Source organism: Nocardia heshunensis, assembly GCF_054782115.1.
Genome location: NZ_BAAGTC010000027.1, coordinates 38,047 through 57,138, shown reverse-complemented (window position 1 = coordinate 57,138; position 19,092 = coordinate 38,047). Strand labels below are relative to the sequence as shown.

The window sequence follows — 19,092 nt, the reverse complement described above, 5'->3', positions numbered from 1 at the left end:
CTTCGTTTCATCCAGGTGACGGAGCATTCCCATAGAGTGGGAGGGTGGCCGCACTTCTCACCCAGGGGCAGACCGGGGAACTCGGCGTCGCGGACGTCACCGTGACGGTGCACTTCAGCGCGGGGATCGACCTGTCCGCGCTGTTGTTGACCGACCGCGGCATGGTCCGCGGTGACAATGATCTGATCTTCTACAACCAACCGTCCGGACCCGGCGTGCGACTCGTGCCCGGCCAGAACGCCGTCGCCGTCAGCCTGGCGGCGGTGCCGCAGGGCGTGGCGCACATTCGGATCGTGGTCACCCTCGACGACCGCAACGGCCGGCTCGGTGACTTCCCCGCGCCGCATATCGGCATTGCCGACGACCGGGGAAACCAGCTGTACGAGTACGTGATCGACAATCTGGGCAATGAGACGACGGTGGCCGCGGTGGATCTCGACCGCGGCGACGACGGCTGGTACGCCCGCGCCGTCGGCTTCGGGCATCCGCGCGGATTCGCGGCCCTGGTCGCCGATCACGGCGTATCCGTGAGCAATTCCTCCCAGGCGGCCCGCCCGGCCACTCCGGTGATCGCACCCGTGCTGAAGACCGGCGACACCGTCGCGCTGCGGCGCCAGGGCACCGACCTGACCTTCGTCAAGATGGGGTTGGGCTGGGATCCCGTTCATGTGCAGCACAAGTGGGGCACGCGCCCGGTCGAGATCGACCTCGACGCCTCGGCCCTGGTGTACGCCGGGAACGACCTGATCGATGTCGCCTACTTCAGCCAGTTGGTCACCAAGGACGGCGCCATCCGGCACTCCGGCGACAACCTCACCGGTGAGGGCAAGGGCGACGACGAGGTCATCACCGTCGACCTGACCCGGGTCGGTTCGCACGTCACCGCCATCGTCTTCGTGATCACCTCCTATGCCGGGCACACCTTCGAGCGGGTGCGCAATTCCTTCTGGCGCTTGATCGACGGCACCACCAGCACCGAGCTCACCCGATCCAATCTGAGCGCGGGCGGCGCGCACACCGGCATGGTGGTGGCGAAAGTGCATCGGGAGGACGGCATCTGGAAGGTGCAGGCGCTCGGTCATCCGATCCAGGCCAGCCACCCGGTCGAGGCGGCCGCTCAGGTCGCGCCCTTCCTGTGACGGCGGGCCGCCGCTGATCTTAACGGCGGGTCGCCGGTGCGCCGCGGGTGAACAGGTTCATCCCGGCCCTGCGGATGCTGATTCCGGCCATACTGGTCGACGTTCTCGTGGCTCTCAATCTTGTGCTGCTCTACCCCCTTCCATTGTTGAAACGAGGTAGCTCACATGTTGCGCACGTCCCGTCGGCTCGGATCAGTGCCGAAAGCGATCTTCGCTCCGATATTCGTCGCCATTGCCGGACTCACCATCAGCGCCTGCGCCGGCGCCCACGGCACCTCCATCTCCGCAGGCGTCCTGGACTCCGGGTTCGGCTCCGGCGGCAAGGTGTCCACCGATCTGGGCTCGGCGGCTGACCGTGCCAATGCCGTCGTCGTGCAGCCGGACGGCAAGATCGTCGCGGTCGGCAGCACCCAGGACCCGGCCCAGGGCGACAACTTCGCCGTCGTGCGATACACGTCGGATGGCAAGCTGGACAACGGTTTCGGCAACGGTGGAAAGGCGATCACCGACTTCGGCGGCAAGTCGGACGTGGCGGCCGCGGTCGCCATTCAGTCCGACGGCAAGCTCGTGGTCGTGGGCACCAGCCACGGCACCGCCACCGGGGACAATATCGCGGTGGCCCGCTACGGCTCGGATGGCAAGCTGGACGCAGGGTTCGGCACCGGCGGCCAGGTGAGCACCGATCTGGGGACGGCCGCCGATCACGGCAATGCGGTGGCCGTGCAGTCCGACGGGAAGATCCTGGTGGCGGGCAGCACCATGGATCCCACGCAGGGCGACAACTTCGTGGTGGTGCGGTACGCGCCGGACGGCAAGCTGGACAGCGGATTCGGTGACAACGGCAAGGTCTCCACGGACTTCGGCGGCAAGTCGGATGTGGCGAAATCCATTGTGGTGCAAGCCGATGGGAAGATCGTCGTCGCGGGCACCAGCCACGGCACCACCACCGGGGACAATATCGCGGTGGCCCGCTACGGCTCGGATGGCAAGCTGGACGCCGGTTTCGGCACCGGCGGGCTGGTGAGCACCGACCTCGGTACGGCCGCCGACCACGCCAATGCCGTGGCCGTGCAGTCCGACGGGAAGATCGTGGTCGCGGGCAGCACCAAGGATCCGGTGCAGGGTGACAACTTCCTCGTGGTCCGGTACCTGCCGGATGGCAAGGCGGACACCGCATTCGGATCGAACGGCTCGGTGACGGCGGACTTCGGCGGCAAATCCGATGTGGCGGCCGATGTCGCGCTCGCGACGGACGGGAAGATCGTCGTCGTCGGCACCAGCAGTGGGACCGCGACCGGCGACAATATCGCGCTGGCCCGCTTCACCCCGGATGGCAAGCCGGACAGCGGTTTCGGGCAGAGCGGGCTGGTGAGCACCGACCTCGGCACGGCGGCCGATCACGGCAATGCCCTGGCCCTGCAGGCCAACGGTGAGATCGTGGTGGCGGGCACCACCAAGGACGCCACCCAGGGCGACAACTTCGTGGTGCTGCGGTACGGGGCCTGACACCCCGGCTCGAAGGATTGGGGGCGCGTCCGAATGGACGCGCCCCCACCGTCATTCGACGGTGATCAGGTCATTCGACGGTGATGAAGCGGCCGAGTTGCGGCACCGCCTCGCCCGGATGCTTGGCCTGGAAGCCCTCGCCGATGGCCTCCAGCCGCCACTCGCCGCCCGCCCGCAGCACCTTCGCCATGGCGATCGCGGTGAACGGCATGCCGCCCGCCAGCGCGTAGCGGGCCAGCTCGGCCTGCGTGGTGTCGTCCACCAACCGGCAGTAGGCATTGCTGACCTGCTCGAAGGTGTGGCCCTGATACGAGGTGACGATGAACAGCAGCGTATTGACGTGGCGCGGAACGCGAGTCAGGTCCACGGCGATCTGCTCGTCGTCGCCCACCCCGCCGCCGCCGACCAGATTGTCCCCGGAATGGCGGATCGAACCGTCCTTGGACGTCAACTGCCCGTAGTAGGCCACATCCACCAGATGCCGGTCGGAGAACAGCGCCACCCAGGCATCCAGGTCGATATTCACCGCGCGCCGCCCGAACAGCCCGCCCTGCTTGGCCGGATCCCAGCCCAGCCCCATGCGGATCCGGGTCAGTGCGACGCCGCCCTCCTTGCGCAGGGTGACGCGCTGGCCCTTGGACAGATTCACCGGCCGCCCACGCGACAGCTCGCCGTTCGCAGCGGGCGGGGGCACGGCCGCGGGCCCGGGTTGCGGGGTTGCGTATCCGGACGGCGCAGGGGTGTAGGCCGGATTCGGCTGGGGCGGGTAGGCCGGATTCGCCGGTGGCGGAGGGGGATACGAGGGCGTAGACGGTGGTGTCGTGGGGTACGGCGAACTCGGTGTCACATAGGTCGGTTCGACCGGCGGCGGGTACGCCGACACCGGAGGCGGGGGAGGCGGCGGCGGGGCGGTCGCCGAGGGGGCGCGTTCCACGGGCGCGGGTTCCTCGACACTCACCCCGTGGTCGGTCACCAGCGCCGCGAACCCGCCCGCATACCCCTGCCCGACCGCACGGACCTTCCAGGCCCCGTAGCGCCGGTAGAGCTCCAGGGCGATCACGATCGACTCGGTCTGCAGATCCTCGATCCGGTACTCGTAGAGCCGATTCCCGCCCTGATCGGTGACCACCGCGACCGGCGGCGCAATCCGCCCGAAGGTCGCCCCGGCCCCGTCCAGCGTGATCACCGCCCGGATCTGCGCGATATCCGCGGGTATCTGCGCCAGCGACACCACCAGCTCGGCGGGCTGCCCGGCGACCCCGTTGCGCAGCCGCACCCCCGGACCCGCGGGCTGGTTGTAGAACACGAAATCGGCGTCCGAGCGCACCTTCCCCTGCTCGGTCACCAGCAGCGCGGACAATTCGGCGGGCACCGCGACCTGCACGGTGACCACCACCTCCGCGGCATTCAAAGCCCCGTTCTGGCCCTTGATCAGTGCAGTGGACAAGGCCGACCCTCCCGTATCGAAACGCCTGCTGCCACTCTAGGAGCCTGCGTGGCGCTCAGCACCCGAGCTGGTCGGCCAGATCCAGGAAATCCACTGCATTGATATCGAACTCGGGGGAGAACTCGGCATCACCGAGCGCCGGATCGCCGTATTCGAGCGGCCGGGCCACGAACGCCGTCGCGAATCCCAGTTCCCGGGCCGCGCGGATGTCGTACTTGTGGCTGGCGACCATCATGATCTCCGAGGGCTCGAAACCCAGATAGCGTGCCGCGAGACGGTAGGTGCGCGGATCCGGCTTGAACACCCCCACCATCTCCGCCGCGAAGATCGCGTGCCAGGGCAGCTCCGCCCGCCGCGAAATCTCCACCACCGCACTCACATCCGCGTTCGACAGGGTGGCCAGTGTGAACCGCTCACGCAACCGCGTCAGTCCGGGCACGGTATCCGGCCAGGGTTGCAGTCGCGACCAGGCCCGTGCGAGCTCGTCGCGTTCGGCCTTACCCAGGTCGATGCCGTCGGACTCCAGCAGCGGGTCCAGGGTCGCGCGGTAGATCGAGGACACGCTCACCCAGGTATCGGATTCCGGGTGTTGCGACGTCTCGGTGAAATAGGCGGCCCGCCACCTGTTCACGAAGTCGGACCAATCGTGGCCCGGCGCGAGCGGGCCCGCGATCGACGCGGCCGCGGTTCGAATCGTCGAATGGAAGTCGGTCGCCGTTCCCTGCACATCGAACAACAAAGCCCTCAACACAAGATCGATCCAATCACGACCGGCCTAGGATGGCCGCCATGGAGACCGGGAGGGCCAGCCGCACCGCGCTGGCGACGGCGTACGCGCGTGCCTATCACCAGCTTTCGGGGGAGCCGCGGGTCTTCACCGACCCCTTGGCGGCACGCATTCTGGGGGTGCCGCCGGAACGGATCGGCGACCTGGACACCGCCACCCTCGACCAGCCCGGCGGCAATGATCCGCTGCGGCGTGGGCGACGGTACTTTCTGGCAGCGCGCGCCCGGCTCGCCGAGGACGTGGTCGCCGAGGCCGCCGCGTCCGGCACCCGGCAGGTCGTGATTCTCGGGGCCGGGCTGGACACGTTCGGCTATCGGAATCCCTATGTCGGGCTGCAAGTTTTCGAGGTCGACCACCCCGACACCCAGCAGTGGAAGCGCGAACTGCTCGCGGACTCCGGCATCGAGATCCCCGCATCGCTCACCTTCGTGCCGGTCGATTTCGAAACCGGCACGCTGTCAGCGGGTTTGGCCGACGCCGGCTTCCGCCGCGACGAACCGGCCGTCTTCGTCTGGCTGGGCGTCGTGATGTACCTGACCGGCGAGGCGATCGCGGACACGCTGCGATTCATCGCCGATCAGACGCAGCCGGTGCGGGTGGTGGCCGACTATCTCGGCCGGGGCGCGAATGCCGAGGAACGCGAGGCCCTGCGGCAGCGCATCGAACGGATCGCGAAGACGAACGAACCCATTCTCAGCTTCATGGAGGCCGAGGATTTCGCGGAGTCGGTGCGGTCCTTCGGTTTCGACACCGTCGAGCAGTGGACCTTCGCCGAACTGATGGACCGCTACCTCGGCGCGGACCACGGGGTGGGCACGGCGGCCGGTCCCGCCCGGCTGCTGTGCGCGAGCCGCGGTCTCGAGCCGGGTCTGAAGATTGACTGAAACTCCGTGAGACACCGCCCGGAACCGGCCTCCGGGCGGCCGATACTCGGAGCATGGGCCTGTCACCGGACTGGATGCGAACCGCGCGAGTGCTGCGGCGAACCGGCTTCGGGGCGACCGGGTCCGAGATCGACGCCGTCACGGATGTGGCGGCCTACCTGCGTACTGCGCTGATCGGCGACCCGGAGTCCGATCCGGGCGCGCAGGCCACCCCGATACCGCGCTTCGAGCCGCCCGCACCGCCCGGCAAGAGCGCGACCGCCGAGGTCCGCAAGCAGTACCAGGCCCACATCACCGGCCAGCTCGACACCCTCACCCTGTGGTGGCTGCGACGGATGGCGGCGGTGCGGGTGCCGGTCCGGGAGAAGCTGACCCTGGCCTGGCACAACCACTTCGCGACCTCCGCCACCAAGGTGCGCAATGCCGCCGAGATGGCCGCCCAGAACGCGACCCTGCGGGCGCACGGCGCGGGCGACTTCACCACCCTCGCCTACGCCATGCTCGTCGATCCGGCCATGCTGCGCTGGCTCGACGGCGTCACCAGCACCGCGAAAGCGCCCAACGAGAACCTCTCGCGCGAATTCATGGAACTGTTCGCGCTCGGGCACGGCAACGGGTACACCGAAGCCGATGTGCGCGAGGGCGCCCGCGCCCTGACCGGCTGGACCATCACCGGCGGGGCCGCCGCCTTCCAGGCCGCGCGCCACGACGGCGGCTCGAAAACCGTGCTGGGAGTGACGGGTCCGCTCGACGCCACGGCCTTCTGCAATGCCGTGCTGGCCCGGCCCGAATCCGCGGCCTTCGTGGCGGGCAGCCTGTGGCAGCTGCTCGCCTCCGACGATCCGCCCTCGGATGCTGCCCGCGCCCGGCTCACCACCGCCTACGGCCCGGGGCGTGACCTGTCCGCCCTGATCACCGCCGTGTTCACCGACCCCGAATTCACCTCTGCCCGAGACACCGTCGTGGTCGGCCCGGTCGAATGGCTGATCGGCGCGGTACGCGCGCTGCGGGTCCCCCTCACCGACGACGCTCAGGTGCGCACGCTCGTCAACACCCTGCGCACGCTCGGCCAACTGCCGTTCTATCCGCCCAGCGTCGGCGGCTGGCCGCGTGGCCAGGGCTGGATGTCCAGTGCCGCGGCGCAGGTAAGACTCACGGCGGCAACGAATCTGGTGAAACAGGCGGACCTGTCGCCGATCACCGGGGCGAGTCGTGCCGATCGCTTGGACGTCACCGCGCATCTGCTCGGCGTCGGGTCCTGGTCCGACCGCAGCGCGAAGGTGCTGACCACGGTCGTCGATCAGCCACCCCGGTTGGCCGCCCTGGCCGTCAATACGCCCGAATACCTCACCAGCTGAAGGCGATGCACCATGGCACAAGTCAGTCGCAGGCAATTCCTGGTCGGCACCGGCGTGCTGGGTGTGCTCGGCGTGGCCGGTGCGTCCGCCATCACCTGGGACGAACTCCGGCAGCGCGCCAGCACCACCCCGCTGGCGGCGGGCTCCGGAATCCTGGTGGTGCTCACGATGTACGGCGGCAACGACGGCGTCAACACCGTGATCCCCTACGCGGACAACGCCTATCACGATGCCCGGCCCGAATTGTCTTACCGCCCCGAGGAAGTTCTGCACCTCGATGACCAGCTCGGTCTGAACCCGGCGCTGAAGGGGTTGCAGGGACTGTGGCAGGACCGAAAACTCGCCATCGTGCGCGGCGTCGGCTACCCCAAACCCGACCACAGCCACTTCCGCTCCATGGATATCTGGCAGACCGCCTCGCCGGGGGAACCGGTACCGACCGGCTGGATCGGGCGCTGGCTGGACGCCACCGGCGACGACCCGGTCCGTGCCGTGAACATCGGCGCGGTACTGCCGCAACTGGCGCTCGGTGCGAAACACACTGCGGCAGCCCTGGATCCGGCCTCGGCGCCGCTCTCGGCCGACCTGGCCGCAGCCCTGTCCGGGCTCGCCACCGCCGATCCCGCCGACAGCTCGGCCCGCTTGCAGGTCTGCACCGGCTACCAGGCCGAACAGACTGTCCGGCAAAGCCTTCCGGCCCCGCAGCGACCCGGTAAGCAGATCGACGCGCTGACCGCCCAGTTCGACCTGGTCTCGCAGTGCATCAAGGCCGGTGTCCCGACCCGGGTCTACTCGGTGAGCCTCGGCGGCTTCGACACCCACGCCGACGAACGCCACACCCAGGAGCAGTTGCTGGGCCGCCTCGACACCGCGGTCACCGCGTTCCTGAAGGACCTGTCCACGCATCCGCGCGGCCGCGACGTCGTGCTGCTCGCCTACAGCGAGTTCGGCCGCCGCGTGGTCGCCAATGCCTCCCAGGGCACCGACCACGGCACCGCCGGACCCGTCCTCCTCGCCGGTGTGCCGGTGGCCGCCGGTTTCCACGGTGCCGAACCCAGTCTCACCGACCTCGACAACGGCGACCTGAAGGCCACCGTCGACTTCCGCGACATCTATCACGAACTGCTGCACCGGGTCCTGGACGCCGATCCCACCCCGGTGGTCGGCGCGGGCCGCACCGACCTGGGCCTGCTCTCGGCCTGAGACCCGGCCCGGAATCAAACTCCGCCACCGGCGTTGGCAATGGGCATGACTCCGGCATGGCAGGCGATTCGCTTCTCGATCCTGGACCGTTCCCGGGTCCGCGCCGGTCAGCCACACCCCGAGGCCCTGCGCGAGACGGTCGACTTCGCCCGGCTGGCCGAGGACTGGGGCTACCACCGCTTCTGGGTATCCGAGCACCACAGCGTGCCCGGGGTCGCGGGGTCCGCGCCGACCGTGCTGGCGGCCGCGGTCGCGGCGGCCACCTCCCGCATCCGGGTCGGCACCGGCGGCGTCATGCTGCCCAACCATCAGCCGCTGGTGGTCGCCGAACAGTTCGGCACGCTGGAGTCGCTGTATCCGGGCCGCATCGATATGGGACTGGGCCGGTCGGTCGGCTTCACCGACGGGGTGCGGCGTGCCCTCGGCCACGACAAGCGCGACGCCGAGGACTTCGACGCGCAATTGACCGAGCTGCTGGCCTATTTCGAGGGCGCTCGCCAGGGCGTGCACGCCTGGCCTGCCGAGGGCCTGCGGGTGCCCGCGTTCCTGCTGGCCACCGGATCGGGTGCGGAGCGGGCCGCGCGTTTCGGCCTGCCGCTGGTCATCGCGGCCGTGACCGGTGAGGACGCCATGGTCGAGGCGATCGAGGGCTACCGAGCCGCGTTCCGGCCGGGCCCCGGCGGCGACGCCCCTTATGTAGTGCTGTCGGGTTCGGTGGTGATCGCCGACACCACCGAACAGGCCCATCGCCTGCTGCTGCCCGAGGCGTGGTCGGCCGCCTGGTCGCGCACCCGCGGGGAATTCCCGCCGCTGCTGCCGCCCGAGGTGATCGAGCGCGAACCGATGACCGAGCGGCAGCGCCGGATCTTCGAGGATTCCCTGCGCGGCCACCTGGCCGGGACCGAGGCCGAGGTGCTCGCCGACCTGGACCGCCTGCTGCGCCGCACCGAGGCCGACGAATTCCTGGTCCACACCAGCACCTATGACCGGTCCGCCCGGCTGGAATCGCATCGTCGGCTGGCCGCCGCGGTGGGTCTGCGCACGGCCGCCGTAAGCCTATGAAGGTGAACAGAAGGTGAACAGAATTTGACTGGTCGGTCGAATTTAGGTAATAATGGCCGTTCTGTGCCTCGTGACGAACGAGGTAGGTAAATCGGTATCACGGCGAGCATGAGGAGGTGAGGGACGAATGAATCACGGCGACAGTCCGTGTCCGAGACCGATTCACGCACTCCCATCTACCCCGGCCCACCGCATCGGAGCCAACTTTCTGTAGCGGGATGAGCCGGCCTATCTCCTGAAGGAGGGCTGTCATGGCTTTCATCAACTTCTCCCGTAATCCACTCACCGTGTTGTCGGTACTGGGTGATGCGCCGCGGCGCTCCCGGTCCGCGCTGAGCGCTCAGGAACGCGCCAATCTGCGCGCCTCGCTCGCTCGGCCCGCGATCTTCACCGCCGCCCTCGGCGCCCACGCCGCACGCTGAGTCCACGGGATAACCAACTCCGCCAACTGCCCCGAATCGCTCGGGGCAGTTGGCTTTTCGCTATTCGGCGGTCCGATGCAGCCGGGCGTTCAGCTCGGCCGGGGGCGGCACACGCCAGTGCGCGAACGCTTCGGCGGGCGTGAGCGTGCGCGGGTCGCGCGCGGGAACCTTGCGCAGGAACGGCGCGGCGATCGGGGCCGTCGACGGCGACAGCCAGGCCAGCAGCGTCAATTGCAGACGGCCGCTCTTGGACAGCCCCCAGAAGACCGGCTTGGCCAGCATCCGCACCAGCAGATCGGCCATCCGGCCCTGCCGGATCGCGGCCAGATCGCGCTGCCAGTGCGGCAGCGTCGCGATGGTGGCCGTGCGCAGGAATTTGTTCGCCACCCAGGCGAAGGGGCCGAGGCGGCCCAGCAGTGGCGGGTACATGACCCGCGCGTTGAGCAGGTGATCCATCATCTGCTGGGTGATCTCGCTGGCGGCCAGGCGCGGCCGGATGTCCTCGAAGTAGGCGCGAATTCCCTCCCGGGTGCGCGGTACCTGCTCCGGATCGCAGGTCTGCAACTGCGCGGCGATCGCGCACTCGTTCCAGAACTGATGCTCCTCGGCGTCGGAGAGCGGTCCGGGCCCGAACTGCTCGTAGACGTAGAGGATCGAATGCCACGCGGTGAGGTGAATCCACAGCTGGGAGTCGGGATCATTGGCGTCGTAGGGCAATCCGGATACCGGTTCGATGCCCACGCCGGTCTTGGCGTGGATCTTCATCAGCACCGAAGACGCCTTGGTCGCGGTCTCGGTGTCCCCGAACAGCACCGTCGAGAAGTACGCGAGGGTGTGGTCGTAGCGAGTTCTGGCCTGGCTGTACACCTTTCCGGTGTGCTGCACCGAGGCCACCAGGAACGGGTCCAGTTCCTCGATGACCACCGCCCGCTGAAATCCCACCGACAGCCCGGTCGGATAGCCCCATACCTTCCAGGTCACCGACCCCGGACCGAAGAATCCGTTGTCCCCGGCAGGTTCCACCGGGGCCGTCAGCCATGCCAGTGGTTTCGTTCGCGCACTGCCCGTCTCGCCACCCGTCGACACCCAGTCCGTCATAGCCGAAAAGTATCAGTTCCAGGCATTCGAAATGTGTCCGGGCTCACTCTTGAAACCGACGTAACGTCAGGTTCTAGCGTGGGTTGAGCACACCGAGGAGGCTCGATGGACGTTCGAGGGGAGGCTGCGATGACCGAGCGGACCTGGCGGGTCGGCGAATTGGCCCGCGAGACCGGGGTGACCGTGCGCACGCTGCACCACTACGACCGGCTCGGGCTGGTGAGCGCGTCCTCGCGGACCGGGGGCGGGCATCGCTGCTACACCGCCGCGGACGTCCGGCGGCTGCATCGAGTGATCGCGTTGCGCGGCTTCGGGTTCGCGCTCGACGAGATCGCCGGGCTGCTGGCCGAGACGCCCGATCACGACCCCCGGGAACTGATCCGGCAGCAGGTCGAGGTGCTCGACGAGCGGATCGCGCGGGCGCTGCGGCTGCGGGCCCGGCTGCTCGGTGTGCGTGACGGTCTCGACCGGGTGGCCGAGCCGTCGGCAACGGAGTTCCTGCGATTGATCGAGGAGATGGTGACCATGAATCAGCCGATGACACCGGAAGAGTTCGCGCGTATGGCGCAGCGCCGCGAAGCGGCGATGGCGCAGCTGACCGAGGAGCAGCGGGCGGAGATGTTCCGTCGCCGTGAGGCGGCGTTCGCCGCGCTGAGCCCGGCCGATGTGGAGCGTATGCAGGAGGAACGACGGCGGTATCTGCCGACCAGTTCCTAGGTTGTTACTAATGTGCCATTGACAACTGGCACATTGAGCGGCGATGCTTCGCTCATGAGTACAAGGTCAATGGCGACCTTCCCGTCCGAGGCGGTGCCCACGCGGGCGGCGACGCGCACGCGCATCGCGGCCGCCGCCTCGGTGGTGGGGTTGCGGCAGGTCAACGGGTTGTTGCCGAACAATCGAATCGGAATCGAGGCCGGGCGCGGGCTCATCGCGGGCATCATGGCCGCCTTCGGGCCGACCCTGCCCGGAACCTCGGTCATGCCGGTCGACTCCGGCGGGGTACGCGGCGAATGGGTGCGCGCGGCCGGGGTTCGGCACGGGGATCGGGCCATCTACTACATCCACGGCAGTGGGTACGTGGTGTGCTCGGCGCGCACCCATCGCGGACTGGCGTCGCGGCTGTCGAAGGCGACCGGGCTGCCGGTATTCGTGATCGACTACCGGCTCGCGCCGGAGCATCCGTTTCCCGCGGCGGCGCAGGACGCGGCCGCCGGGTATCGGTGGCTGCTCGAACACGGTTACCGCGCAAGCGATCTGGTGATCGGCGGCGATTCGGCGGGCTGTCATCTTACCTTGGATCTGTTGTTGCAGAACGCGATCGCCGGGGTCGCGCAGCCCGCCGGGGCGTTCATGTTCTCACCGCTCATGGATCCGACGCTGACCCTCGCCGAGCGGCGGGACCGGGTGCTGCCCGATCCCATGGCCCCGGCGTGGGTGGGGCGGCGGCTCATCGAGCTGTATACGGCTGCGGAACCGGCGGATTCGCCGCGACTGCGGCTGCGGATTCCCTCCGGTATCGAGCTGCCGCCGCTGTTCGTGCAGGCCAGCGCGGGGGAGATGCTCGCCGACGACGCCCGGCACCTGCGGGAAATGGCCGCGGCGGCCGGTGTTTCGTGCGAGCTGGAGCTGTGGCCCGGCCGGATCCATGTGTTCCAGGCGCTGCCGCTGCTGGTCCCCGAGGCGGCCGCGGCACTGCGCCGGACCGCGCGTTTCGTGACTTCGACACTGGCGCGGTCGGATTCGCCCGCGCGGAAGCAGGTGAGCTGAGTATGTGGCCGATCGATGAGATGGTGTTCGCGCTGGGCGGCAAGCGCCGATCGCACCACGCCAAGGCCGTGGTCACCGGCGCGGGCAGCGGTATCGGGCGGGCTTTCGCGCTCGAACTCGCCGCGCGCGGTGGGGAAGTGGTGTGCGCGGACATCGACAAGGACCGCGCGGACGAGACGGTGCGGCTGATCGAGCGGCACGGCGGCACCGCCCATGCGTTCTTCTGCGACGTGTCGCGGCGCGAGGATATCGAGAGCCTGGCCGGATACGCGGAGTCGGTTTTCGGCGGCGTGCCGACCCTGGTGATCAATAACGCCGGAGTCGGCATCGGGGGAAAGCCCGTGGGCGACATCGGCTTCGGTGACTGGGAGTGGGCGCTCGGCATCAATCTCTGGGGCGTGGTCTACGGCTGCGAGATCTTCGCGCCCCGGCTGCGGGCGGCCGGGCGCGGCGGCATCATCAATGTGGCCTCGGCGGCCGGATTCGCCGCCGCGCCCGGCATGGCCGCCTACAACGTGTCCAAGGCGGCGGTGGTGTCGCTGTCGGAGACCATGGCGGCCGAGCTGGCGGGCACCGGGGTGGCAGTCACCGCGCTGTGCCCGACCTTCGTCAAGACCAATGTGGTTGCCGACGGGCGGATCACGTCCGGATCCTCACGCCTGGCCGACGAGCTCATGCGCTGGACCGGGTTCTCGCCCGAACGGGTCGCCCGCACCACCCTCGACGCACACGACCGGGGCGGACTCTATGTCGTGCCGCAGTTGGATGCTCGCGTGGTCTGGCATCTCAAGCGCCACTTCCCCGCCCTCTACACCCAGGCCCTCGGTGTCCTGAATCGCGTCTTGCCGCAAGCGGATTCGGCAAAGACCCCCTCGACCATTCTGAAGACAGGAGTGTGACATGTCCTTCGACTTCGACAATATGCTGGCCAAGATCAAGTCCAAGCAGTGGGCACTGGCCGATATCGACTGGGACGCACCGGGAGCCGAGCTCATCGACCCAGCGCTGCACGCCAAGCTCAAGCCGTTCATGGCCGATCTCATGTGGATCGAGAACGTGGGCGCGCGCGGCTTCGCGGCCATGGCCAAGAAGGCCCCGACCCCCACGCTGGCCGAGATCTACCGCTACTTCCATGCCGAGGAGCAGCGGCACGCCAATGCCGAACTGGCGCTCATGCGGCGTTGGGGCATGCTCGACGGTGACGAGATCCCGCAGCCCAATATCAATGTGAAGCTGGTGATCGACTTCCTGGACAAGTATTCCGACGGGATGTCGCTGTCGTTCCTGGGCACCGTCATCCCGATGCTCGAGGTGGCGCTGGACGGCGCGCTGATCAAGTTCATCACCGACGAGATCACCGACCCGGTGGCGCAGGAGGTGTTCAAGAAGATCAACAATGACGAATCCCGGCATCTGGCCACCGATTATGCGGTCATGGAACTGCTCGGGCACGGCAGTGCGCGCAAGTTGGCCATCGATCTGGTGGGCGGCTGGGTCAAGCCCTCGCTCATGATCGGGGTGCTCAGCTATGTGCCGCTGCTGAACAAGATGCGCGACAACATTGTCGAGATGGGCGTGAACGAGGAGAAGCTCTACGCCGCCATGGCCCGCTTCAAGCAGGTCGGCGAGCGGGCGCCGATCGCCAACCGGGTGCCCATGTACCGGATCGTGAAAATGCATGCGGGCTGGGTGATCAACCGCGATCACCCGTATCACCTGCTCGCGGACGCGCTGGTCAAGCTGACCGGGGCGATTCCGGAGCGGCTGCTGCCCGCGCAGCCCACCTGGTCCAAGGAACTCACCTACGAGCCCGTCGCATGAACGCCGTGAGCAAGCCACTGGATGTGGCGATCATCGGCGCCGGATTCGCGGGTATCGGCGCGGCCATTCGACTGCGGCAGAAGGGGATCGACGGCTTCGCGATCTTCGAGCGCGGCGAGCGCGTCGGCGGCACGTGGCGGGACAACACCTATCCCGGTGCGGCCTGCGATATTCCGTCGCGGCTGTACTCCTACAGTTTCGCGCCGAACCCGGACTGGTCGCGAACCTATTCCGGCAGTGGCGAAATCCTCGGGTACATCGACTCCATGGTCGAGGATTTCGGCATCGCGCCCTATATCCGGTTCGGCCACAACGTGACCGGGATCGTGTACGACGAGGACGCCGGGCTGTGGAGCCTGTCGTTCGGCGGCAGTCGGCGAAAGGTGCAGGCGCGCACCGTGATTCTCGCCTCCGGGCCGCTGTCCAATGCCGGTTACCCGAACATTCCGGGTATCGACAGCTACGAGGGCCACAAGATCCACAGTGCCCGCTGGGATCACGACTACGACTTCACCGGTAAGAAGGTGGCCGTGGTCGGCACCGGAGCCAGTGCGGTGCAGATCATTCCGGAACTGGTGAAGCAGGCCGCGGCGGTGAAGGTCTTCCAGCGCACGCCCGGCTGGGTGCTGCCGCGGGTCGACCGGGCCACGAACGGGCTCACCAAGCAGCTCTACCGGCAGGTGCCGGTCACGCAGACGCTGGCGCGCGAGGCCTGGTTCTGGGGACATGAGTCGGTGGCACTGGGCGTGGTGTGGAATACGCCGCTGACCCGGGTCGTCGAGTCGGTGGCGCTGCTGCACCTGCGCAATCAGGTGCGTGATCCGTGGCTGCGCCGCCAGCTGACCCCCGACTTCCGGGCGGGCTGCAAGCGGCTGTTGATGAGCAGCGACTACTACCCGGCCTTGCAGAGCCCGAACTGCAAGCTCATCACCTGGCCGATCGCGGAGCTGTCGCCGCAGGGCATTCGCACCGCCGAAGGCATCGAGCATCGTTTCGACTGCATCGTGTTCGCCACCGGCTTCGAGGTGTCCAAGGCGGGCACGCCGATTCCGGTGACGGGTCGCGACGGGCGGTCGCTGGCCGAGGAGTGGCGCGGCGGCGCGTACGCGTTCAAGAGCGTGACCGTGGCCGGGTATCCGAATCTGTTCCTCACCTTCGGACCGAACTCGGGGCCGGGGCACAATTCGGCGCTCGTTTATATGGAGGCGCAGATCGAGTACCTCACCGATGCGATCAAGATCGTGTTGGATCGGGGGCTGCGCGCGCTGGAGCCGCGGCAGGATCGGCAGGACCGCTACAACCGGCGCATCCAGCGGCGGTTGAACGCGACCACCTGGAACTCCGGTTGCCGCAGCTGGTATCTGACCGAGGACGGCTTCAACGCCACCATGTACCCCGGCTTCGGTACCCAGTACGCGCGGCAGCTGGCCACGGTGGACCTGGCGGATTTCCAGCTGCGCTAGTGTCGTGACCATGGCGGACTACCGCATCGACGATCTCGCCCAGGCCGCCGGCACCACCACCCGCAATGTGCGGGCGTACCAGGAGAAGGGCCTGCTCCCGACGCCTACTCGGCGCAGCGGGCGGGCCCTGATCTACGACGACGCGCACCTGGCCCGGTTGCGCATCATCGACGCGCTGCTGCAGCGCGGGTTCACCATCGCGCACATCGCCGACTTCATCACCAGCTGGGAGACGGGCAAGGATCTCACCGAGATCCTCGGCCTGCAGAGCGCGGTCACCGATACCTGGGGCAAATCCCATGAGCCGGTGGAGCTTCCGCGCGAACTCGTCGACACCTTCTTCGGCGACACCCCCGAGCATCAGGTCGACGGCGCGCAGCTGGCCCGGCTCGAGGAGCTCGGCCTGCTCCATGTGCACGGGGACACCGCCGAACTCACCCGCCCCGACCTGCTCGAGACCTTCGCGGGCCTGAGCGCCTACGGCATCCGCCTGCCCGGCCTCATCGACCTCTACGCCGCGGTGGTCGCCCGCCTCGAGGACATCGCCCGCCTCATGGTGGTCGCCGCCAAGGACCACATCGTCGAGGAGCACGGCCCCGGCTGGCTCCCCGACTCCGACGCCGAGATCGCCGAAACCACCGAAATGCTCAACCACATGCGCGAACTCGGCACCCGAGCCGTCCGCGACGGCCTCGACGAGGCCCTCGACAAGGTCCTCCAAGCCGAACTCGGCACCTACCTCGCCACCGCCGCCGAACGCCGCACCAAGGACGCTTGATCCCAGCGGTGGACCAGCGGCGATGAATCGTCCTATGATCAATCTCGAATTCCGTTGTACGGATAGATAATTCCGATCTGCGGAATCGTATCGGTGGTAAATCGCTGCGCGAGGGGTCATTCGATGAACGTCACTGTATTCGGTGCAGGCGGGATGGGGCTGTACTTCGCGGCCATGCTGGGGCGCGCCGGGCATCAGGTCACGGTGGTCGGCCGTGCGAGCACGGCCGCGGCGGCCACCGAGCCGCTGGTGCTCGGTCTTGGGGCGGAGGAGATTTCGGTTCCCGGCATCCGCGCGATCACCGAGATTCCGGCCGACGCCGAACCGGCGGATCTGATCGTGGTCACCGTGAAGGCGTGGCAGGTGGCCGAGGCGGCGAAGGCTTTGCAACCCCTGATCGGCCCGCGCACCGCGGTGCTTCCGGTGCAGAACGGCGTCGAGGCCGCCGCCGATCTCGCCGAGGTTCTCGGTGCCGACCACATTCTCGGCTGTACCTGCGTCGTGATTGCCCAGCGCATCGCCCCCTGGCAGGTCCGCTGTCTCGGCGCCCATGCGACCGTCGAAATCGGCGCGCTGACACCGGATTCCAACCGACCGGTCGGGGACTTGACCGCGTGGGATGTGGTCGGGGACGTGGCGTCGGTGCTCACGGCCGCCGGTATCGGGGTGACGCGGTCGGCGGATATTCAGGTGACGCTGTGGCGGAAGCTGATGCTCATCGCGTCCTATGGGGGCGTGGGTGCGCTCGCGCGGCAGCCGGTGGGCGTGACCCGCGCCGAGCCCGCGACAGCCGAGTTGGTGCGCGCGGCCATGCAGGAGGTGGCAGCGGTGGCGCGGGCGCGCGGCATCGCACTGGGTGACGCCGATGTCGAGCAGATGCTGGCGGTGTACCGCGGATTCAGCGCGGACACAACATCATCCATGCAGCGCGACCTGGCCGCGGGCCGACCGTCGGAACTGGAGTACCAGAACGGCGCGGTCGTCCGCTTCGGCCGGGCCGCCGGAGTGGCAACTCCGATCCACGACACCATCTACGCCTCACAGCTGCCGGGCGAACTGCTCGCCCGGCAAGCGTGACTCGGTGAGACCACTCAGCGGAGGGCGGCTCGGGCTCCGGCCGCTTCGAGCTTGATGCGGGCCGATTCGGCGGAATCCTTGTCGACCTTTTCGAGGACCGCCTTCGGGGCGGATTCGACGAGGTCCTTGGCTTCCTTCAGGCCGAGGCCGGGGATGATCTCCCGCATGGCCTTGATGACCTGAATCTTCTTCTCGCCGAAGGATTCCAGCACCAAGTCGAATTCGCTCTGCTCGTCGACCGCTTCGGCTGGGGCGGCATCGGTCACGGTTTGGGCGGCGACCGGTGCCGCGGCGGTGACGCCGAACTCTTCCTCGAACGCCTTGAGGAACTCCGAAAGCTCCAGCAGCGTCATATCTTTGAACACGTCGAGCAACTCGACAATGGTCATCTTGGCCATGATGCACCCCTTGTAACGCTGACCAGGCGATACAAGCAAGTCTAGACGCGTGGGGCAGCCAAGGTCATCAGATATACCCATTCGCTATCTGTCAGTCGGCGTGGCGCGTTCCCGTCGATGGCGACCAGGGTGGAAGTCGCGGACAGGTAAAGGTATTCGCCGTCGCGAATCTCGTGCGTCAGGGTGAACGAGGTGGTGCCGACGCGCTCCACCACCGAGGTCACCGCGACCGGTGCGTTGCGGAAGATCAACGGCATGCGGTAGCTCAGTCGCTGGCCCGCGACGACCACCCGCCACGGGGTACCCGAAGCCTGGTGGCCCTCCAGCAGATTGGTGCGCGCATCGTCCAGGAACTGTGCGAAGACCACATTGTTCACATGGTTCTGGGCGTCGATATCGGTGCGCCGCAAGTGAATGTCGTAGGTATGCATCAGGCTCCCAAATCCTTCAGCAGCACGCGCTGATCCTCCGGCAACGGCCGCGACCTCTGGGTCTCCTGGTCGAAGGCGACCATCGTGCACACGGCCGACGAGTACACCACGTCGGTGTCGCGGATCTCGTGCTGCAGCACGAACGAGGAGGTGCCGACCCGGGTCACCCAGGTCTCGACCCGCACCGGTTCGCGGCGGTAGCGCAGCGGCGTCAGGTAGTCGATGTCCATTTGCGCGACCACGTTGGACCCGCCGAAGCCTCGCGACCAGAACAGGTCGATGCGGGCTTCCTCCAGGTAGCGCAGGTGCGATGCGCCGTCTACGTGCCCGTCGCTGTCCATATCGGACCAGCGCAGGGGGCATTGGAAAAGATGTCGGGCCACCGCGTATTCATATCACTTGATCAAACACTGCAAAGCGCACGCTTACCACTAACGACCGGCCACCT

The 19,092-nt window shown here is 67.9% G+C and carries 20 protein-coding genes; 14 read left to right on the top strand and 6 right to left on the bottom strand.

Annotated elements, in window-relative coordinates:
- Positions 1-44 precede the first annotated feature (44 nt).
- Together ACYVN4_RS41360 and ACYVN4_RS41355 are read left to right on the top strand one after the other, a co-directional pair.
- Positions 45-1,139 carry a TerD family protein gene (locus tag ACYVN4_RS41360; RefSeq protein WP_460729100.1) on the top strand — a complete coding sequence of 365 codons (1,095 nt, stop codon included), beginning with the start codon at positions 45-47 and terminating at the stop codon, positions 1,137-1,139.
- A 195-nt stretch (positions 1,140-1,334) separates the two neighbouring features.
- Positions 1,335-2,645 (top strand): hypothetical protein, encoded by a 1,311-nt coding sequence (locus ACYVN4_RS41355; RefSeq protein WP_460729098.1) that lies wholly within the window; start codon positions 1,335-1,337, stop codon positions 2,643-2,645.
- 70 nt (positions 2,646-2,715) lie between these two features.
- Here ACYVN4_RS41355 and ACYVN4_RS41350 read toward each other — a convergent pair whose 3' ends face one another.
- Entirely contained in the window at positions 2,716-4,092 is a 1,377-nt protein-coding gene (locus ACYVN4_RS41350) for a TerD family protein (RefSeq protein ID WP_460729096.1), read from the bottom strand.
- Positions 4,093-4,147: 55 nt separating this feature from the next.
- Positions 4,148-4,852: a haloacid dehalogenase type II gene (locus tag ACYVN4_RS41345; protein WP_460729425.1), complete on the bottom strand. Its 705-nt coding sequence runs from the start codon at positions 4,850-4,852 to the stop codon at positions 4,148-4,150.
- 29 nt (positions 4,853-4,881) lie between these two features.
- Here ACYVN4_RS41345 and ACYVN4_RS41340 point away from each other — a divergent pair, with 29 nt between their 5' ends.
- From ACYVN4_RS41340 to ACYVN4_RS41320, 5 genes are all read left to right on the top strand, one after another.
- Positions 4,882-5,763 (top strand): class I SAM-dependent methyltransferase, encoded by an 882-nt coding sequence (locus tag ACYVN4_RS41340; RefSeq protein WP_460729094.1) that lies wholly within the window; start codon positions 4,882-4,884, stop codon positions 5,761-5,763.
- A 53-nt stretch (positions 5,764-5,816) separates the two neighbouring features.
- Positions 5,817-7,121, top strand: a complete 1,305-nt coding sequence (locus ACYVN4_RS41335; protein ID WP_460729092.1) for a DUF1800 domain-containing protein — start codon at positions 5,817-5,819, stop codon at positions 7,119-7,121.
- A 12-nt stretch (positions 7,122-7,133) separates the two neighbouring features.
- A complete protein-coding gene (locus tag ACYVN4_RS41330) occupies positions 7,134-8,324 on the top strand; it encodes a DUF1501 domain-containing protein (RefSeq protein WP_460729090.1) in 1,191 nt (396 codons plus the stop codon).
- A 45-nt stretch (positions 8,325-8,369) separates the two neighbouring features.
- A complete protein-coding gene (locus ACYVN4_RS41325) occupies positions 8,370-9,386 on the top strand; it encodes an LLM class flavin-dependent oxidoreductase (RefSeq protein ID WP_460729088.1) in 1,017 nt (338 codons plus the stop codon).
- Between the two features lie 251 nt (positions 9,387-9,637).
- Complete coding sequence (locus tag ACYVN4_RS41320; RefSeq protein WP_460729086.1) at positions 9,638-9,808, top strand: hypothetical protein; 171 nt, start codon at positions 9,638-9,640, stop codon at positions 9,806-9,808.
- A 60-nt stretch (positions 9,809-9,868) separates the two neighbouring features.
- Here ACYVN4_RS41320 and ACYVN4_RS41315 read toward each other — a convergent pair whose 3' ends face one another.
- A complete protein-coding gene (locus tag ACYVN4_RS41315) occupies positions 9,869-10,906 on the bottom strand; it encodes an oxygenase MpaB family protein (protein WP_460729084.1) in 1,038 nt (345 codons plus the stop codon).
- A gap of 129 nt (positions 10,907-11,035) precedes the next feature.
- On the opposite strand from ACYVN4_RS41315, the gene ACYVN4_RS41310 reads away from it, so the two are divergent.
- The 7 genes from ACYVN4_RS41310 to ACYVN4_RS41280 all read left to right on the top strand — a co-directional run bounded on the left by ACYVN4_RS41310 (position 11,036) and on the right by ACYVN4_RS41280 (position 17,815).
- Positions 11,036-11,623 (top strand): MerR family transcriptional regulator, encoded by a 588-nt coding sequence (locus ACYVN4_RS41310; RefSeq protein WP_460729082.1) that lies wholly within the window; start codon positions 11,036-11,038, stop codon positions 11,621-11,623.
- Between the two features lie 54 nt (positions 11,624-11,677).
- Complete coding sequence (locus ACYVN4_RS41305; protein ID WP_460729080.1) at positions 11,678-12,676, top strand: alpha/beta hydrolase; 999 nt, start codon at positions 11,678-11,680, stop codon at positions 12,674-12,676.
- 2 nt (positions 12,677-12,678) lie between these two features.
- Positions 12,679-13,575, top strand: coding sequence for an SDR family NAD(P)-dependent oxidoreductase (locus tag ACYVN4_RS41300; protein WP_460729078.1), 897 nt, complete (start codon positions 12,679-12,681; stop codon positions 13,573-13,575).
- A gap of 1 nt (position 13,576) precedes the next feature.
- Positions 13,577-14,497 (top strand): ferritin-like domain-containing protein, encoded by a 921-nt coding sequence (locus ACYVN4_RS41295; RefSeq protein ID WP_460729076.1) that lies wholly within the window; start codon positions 13,577-13,579, stop codon positions 14,495-14,497.
- Positions 14,494-15,960 carry a flavin-containing monooxygenase gene (locus ACYVN4_RS41290; protein WP_460729074.1) on the top strand — a complete coding sequence of 489 codons (1,467 nt, stop codon included), beginning with the start codon at positions 14,494-14,496 and terminating at the stop codon, positions 15,958-15,960. Before ACYVN4_RS41295 ends, ACYVN4_RS41290 begins: the two co-directional genes overlap by 4 nt.
- A gap of 10 nt (positions 15,961-15,970) precedes the next feature.
- Complete coding sequence (locus ACYVN4_RS41285) at positions 15,971-16,738, top strand: MerR family transcriptional regulator (RefSeq protein WP_460729072.1); 768 nt, start codon at positions 15,971-15,973, stop codon at positions 16,736-16,738.
- A 123-nt stretch (positions 16,739-16,861) separates the two neighbouring features.
- Complete coding sequence (locus tag ACYVN4_RS41280; RefSeq protein WP_460729070.1) at positions 16,862-17,815, top strand: ketopantoate reductase family protein; 954 nt, start codon at positions 16,862-16,864, stop codon at positions 17,813-17,815.
- Positions 17,816-17,829: 14 nt separating this feature from the next.
- On the opposite strand, the gene rplL is transcribed toward ACYVN4_RS41280, so the two are convergent.
- From rplL to ACYVN4_RS41265, 3 genes are read right to left on the bottom strand one after another with little or no spacing between them, the layout of a single operon-like run.
- Positions 17,830-18,213, bottom strand: a complete 384-nt coding sequence (gene rplL, locus ACYVN4_RS41275) for a 50S ribosomal protein L7/L12 (RefSeq protein ID WP_460729068.1) — start codon at positions 18,211-18,213, stop codon at positions 17,830-17,832.
- Positions 18,214-18,254: 41 nt separating this feature from the next.
- Positions 18,255-18,644 carry an acyl-CoA thioesterase gene (locus tag ACYVN4_RS41270; protein WP_460729066.1) on the bottom strand — a complete coding sequence of 130 codons (390 nt, stop codon included), beginning with the start codon at positions 18,642-18,644 and terminating at the stop codon, positions 18,255-18,257.
- Positions 18,644-19,027, bottom strand: coding sequence for an acyl-CoA thioesterase (locus ACYVN4_RS41265; protein ID WP_460729064.1), 384 nt, complete (start codon positions 19,025-19,027; stop codon positions 18,644-18,646). Before ACYVN4_RS41265 ends, ACYVN4_RS41270 begins: the two co-directional genes overlap by 1 nt.
- Positions 19,028-19,092 lie beyond the last annotated feature (65 nt).

What these genes read in the sequence shown, in the direction of transcription:
- ACYVN4_RS41340 (WP_460729094.1), top strand. Translation starts at nt 4,882, where the DNA reads ATGGAGACCGGGAGGGCCAGCCGCACCGCGCTGGCGACGGCGTACGCG.
- ACYVN4_RS41335 (WP_460729092.1), top strand. Translation starts at nt 5,817, where the DNA reads ATGGGCCTGTCACCGGACTGGATGCGAACCGCGCGAGTGCTGCGGCGA.
- ACYVN4_RS41330 (WP_460729090.1), top strand. Translation starts at nt 7,134, where the DNA reads ATGGCACAAGTCAGTCGCAGGCAATTCCTGGTCGGCACCGGCGTGCTG.
- ACYVN4_RS41325 (WP_460729088.1), top strand. Translation starts at nt 8,370, where the DNA reads ATGACTCCGGCATGGCAGGCGATTCGCTTCTCGATCCTGGACCGTTCC.
- ACYVN4_RS41320 (WP_460729086.1), top strand. Translation starts at nt 9,638, where the DNA reads ATGGCTTTCATCAACTTCTCCCGTAATCCACTCACCGTGTTGTCGGTA.
- ACYVN4_RS41315 (WP_460729084.1), bottom strand. Translation starts at nt 10,906, where the DNA reads ATGACGGACTGGGTGTCGACGGGTGGCGAGACGGGCAGTGCGCGAACG.
- ACYVN4_RS41310 (WP_460729082.1), top strand. Translation starts at nt 11,036, where the DNA reads ATGACCGAGCGGACCTGGCGGGTCGGCGAATTGGCCCGCGAGACCGGG.
- ACYVN4_RS41305 (WP_460729080.1), top strand. Translation starts at nt 11,678, where the DNA reads ATGAGTACAAGGTCAATGGCGACCTTCCCGTCCGAGGCGGTGCCCACG.
- ACYVN4_RS41300 (WP_460729078.1), top strand. Translation starts at nt 12,679, where the DNA reads ATGTGGCCGATCGATGAGATGGTGTTCGCGCTGGGCGGCAAGCGCCGA.
- ACYVN4_RS41295 (WP_460729076.1), top strand. Translation starts at nt 13,577, where the DNA reads ATGTCCTTCGACTTCGACAATATGCTGGCCAAGATCAAGTCCAAGCAG.
- ACYVN4_RS41290 (WP_460729074.1), top strand. Translation starts at nt 14,494, where the DNA reads ATGAACGCCGTGAGCAAGCCACTGGATGTGGCGATCATCGGCGCCGGA.
- ACYVN4_RS41285 (WP_460729072.1), top strand. Translation starts at nt 15,971, where the DNA reads ATGGCGGACTACCGCATCGACGATCTCGCCCAGGCCGCCGGCACCACC.
- ACYVN4_RS41280 (WP_460729070.1), top strand. Translation starts at nt 16,862, where the DNA reads ATGAACGTCACTGTATTCGGTGCAGGCGGGATGGGGCTGTACTTCGCG.
- rplL (WP_460729068.1), bottom strand. Translation starts at nt 18,213, where the DNA reads ATGGCCAAGATGACCATTGTCGAGTTGCTCGACGTGTTCAAAGATATG.
- ACYVN4_RS41270 (WP_460729066.1), bottom strand. Translation starts at nt 18,644, where the DNA reads ATGCATACCTACGACATTCACTTGCGGCGCACCGATATCGACGCCCAG.